This window comes from Anaerorhabdus sp. (assembly GCF_036641015.1).
Lineage (GTDB): Bacteria > Bacillota_I > Bacilli_A > Erysipelotrichales > Erysipelotrichaceae > Anaerorhabdus.
The window spans coordinates 1-2,873 of the sequence record NZ_JAVWFO010000098.1 but is presented as its reverse complement, the minus strand read 5'-3'; the positions used below and the strand labels follow the sequence as shown (position 1 = coordinate 2,873).

Below are 2,873 nucleotides of genomic sequence, written 5' to 3'. Positions count from 1 at the left end.
TGTATCTTTTTATCATTGAGTAGGGGAGTAGCTGCAGAGAAATCTGTGTAAGTATTCGTCATCTCGGTTAATAAAATGACCCGGATACTTAAATCTCTTGATAAGCAAGACCTATCCATTTCAAAAAGTGGGTGGAGTCTTGCTTTTTGTATTTCTAGGAGGAAATTATGTTTTATAACAAAACAAATGAAGAAGTAGTTAATGATCTGCAAAGTAACAATTTACAAGGGTTACGTAAAAACGAAATTGAATCAATTCGAGAAAAGTGTGGTCCCAATGAATTAAAAGAAGAGAAAAAACAATCAATTTTTGTTAAATTCTTACTACAATTTACAGATCCACTAATTATTGTATTAATAGCTGCTGCTGTTGTATCAATAGTAGTTGATCCACATGAATGGATAGATAGTTTGATTATCTTTGTTGTTGTAGTATTTAATGCAGTACTAGGTGTTGCGCAAGAGAATAGCGCAGAGAAATCACTTGAAGCTTTAAAGAAGATGAGTGCACCATCTACCAAAGTAATTCGTGATGGGGAAAGATTAACTATTCCATCAAGAGAACTTGTAGTGGGAGACATTGTAATTCTTGAAGCTGGAGATCTTATTCCTAGTGATGGTAGAATCCTTGAGTCATATAACTTACAAATAGATGAAAGTGCCTTAACGGGTGAATCTGTTCCTGTAAACAAGAAAAGTGATGTAATTTCAGAAGAAAATGTTCCTCTTGGGGATCAAAAGAATATGGCATTTGCAAGTACAGTTGTTACTTATGGTAGAGGAAAGATGATTATTACCTCTGTTGGGATGAGTAACGAAGTAGGTAAAATTGCATCAATGCTTATGACATCAGAAAAAGAGACAACTCCATTACAAAACAAGTTAGCACAAATTAGTAAAGTAATTGGTGCGATGTGCTTAGGTATCTGTGTGGTTGTATTTGGTCTTGAAATGATGTCAGGATTATCTGTTTTAGATGCATTTAAAACATCTGTAGCATTAGCGGTTGCTGCAATTCCTGAAGGATTAGCAACTGTAGTTACAATTGTATTAGCAATTGGTGTTACTAAGATGGTTAAGAATAACGCTATTGTTCGTAAACTTCCTGCAGTTGAAACACTTGGTTCTGCAAGCGTAGTTTGTAGTGATAAAACAGGAACATTAACACAAAATAAAATGACTGTAGTAAAAACATTTACTGCAAAACAAGGTATTGAGAATTTTAATGTTCAAGGCAGCATTGAAGTACGTGAAATGATGAAATGTTTCACTCTTTGTACAGATGCTGAGATAAAGATTGAAAATGGTGAAACTAAATTATTAGGTGATCCTACAGAAACAGCTTTAGTTGAAGCAAGTTTCAAGATGGGTGATAAGAAAGAAGATTTATATGATTTAGCTAAACGTGGGGATGAAATTGGATTTGATTCAACTCGTAAGTTAATGACAGTATTCTATGATACAGTAGATGGTGTTATTTCAATTACTAAGGGTGCTCCTGATGTAATTATGTCTAGATGTATTAATACACCAAGTGATGCAAGTCAAGCCAATGAGACTATGGCTAATGAGGCACTACGTGTATTAGCAGTAGCAATCAAGAAATGGAATAAAGTACCAGTATTATTAGATCCAAATGAAGTTGAAAATGAAATGATATTTGTTGGATTAGTTGGAATGATTGATCCACCTCGTCCTGAAGTTAAACTTGCAATTGAAGAAGCTAAGCAAGGTGGTATCCGTACAATTATGATTACTGGAGACCATGTTACTACTGCTAAAGCAATTGCTAAAGAATTAGGTATTTTATTAGAGGGTCAAAAAGCAATTACAGGAACTGAATTATCTAACATGTCTGATGAGGAATTATCAAATGAATTAGAAAATATTTCAGTTTATGCACGTGTAGCGCCAGAACATAAAGTTAGAATCGTTAGTATGTGGCAAAATAAAGGTCATGTAGTGGCAATGACGGGTGATGGGGTTAATGATTCACCAGCACTAAAAAAAGCGGATATAGGGTGTGCTATGGGTATCACAGGTACTGATGTATCAAAAGGTGCAGCTGATATGATCTTGACTGATGATAATTTTGCGACAATTATCCATGCAGTAAGAGAAGGTCGTGGTATTTACAACAATATTAAGAAAGATGTTCAGTTCTTATTATCAAGTAATATCGGAGAAGTAATCACAATCTTTGGAGCTTCTGTTATTAGTTTATTTGGATTTAATTTAGGAGTACCTCTATTACCAGTACACTTATTATGGGTTAACTTAATTACTGATACATTACCAGCATTTGCATTAGGTTTAGAACCAGTTGATAAAGATATCATGAAAGAAAAACCTAGATCAAAAAATGAAAGTTTCTTTGCACACGGTTTAGGTTGGACAATTGCTTGGCAAGGTTTAATGGTAGGTGCATTAACATTAACAGCATATGTTATCGGTAATAACATTACACATGAAATTGGTATGACAATGGCATTTATGACATTATCATTATCACAATTATTCCACGCATTTAATATTAAGAGTACTCATAGTATTTTCCATAGAACAATATTTAATAATAAATATTTATGGGGAGCATTATTTGTTGGTTTAGCATTACAATTAATTGTTATGTATGTTCCAGGTATTAATACAATGTTCAGTTTAGAGGCTTTAAATCCTCAATTAGCAGGAATTTCAATCGGATTAGCATTATGTCCAATTGTAATCGTAGAAATTGTAAAAATATTTAAAAATCATATTTTAAAAAAGTAATATAAACAATAAAACTCTATTGGTGAGACTATAATCTCATAATAGAGTTTTTATTTGTTTAATTAATGATTTGAAAGAAAGAGGGCAACGTTTATATGATTT

1 protein-coding gene is annotated in these 2,873 nt (G+C 32.8%); it reads left to right on the top strand.

Going from position 1 to position 2,873, the window contains the following annotated elements:
- Window positions 1-167: 167 nt before the first annotated feature.
- Window positions 168-2,771, top strand: coding sequence for a calcium-translocating P-type ATPase, PMCA-type (locus RR430_RS09220; protein ID WP_332509033.1), 2,604 nt, complete (start codon window positions 168-170; stop codon window positions 2,769-2,771).
- Window positions 2,772-2,873: the final 102 nt, after the last annotated feature.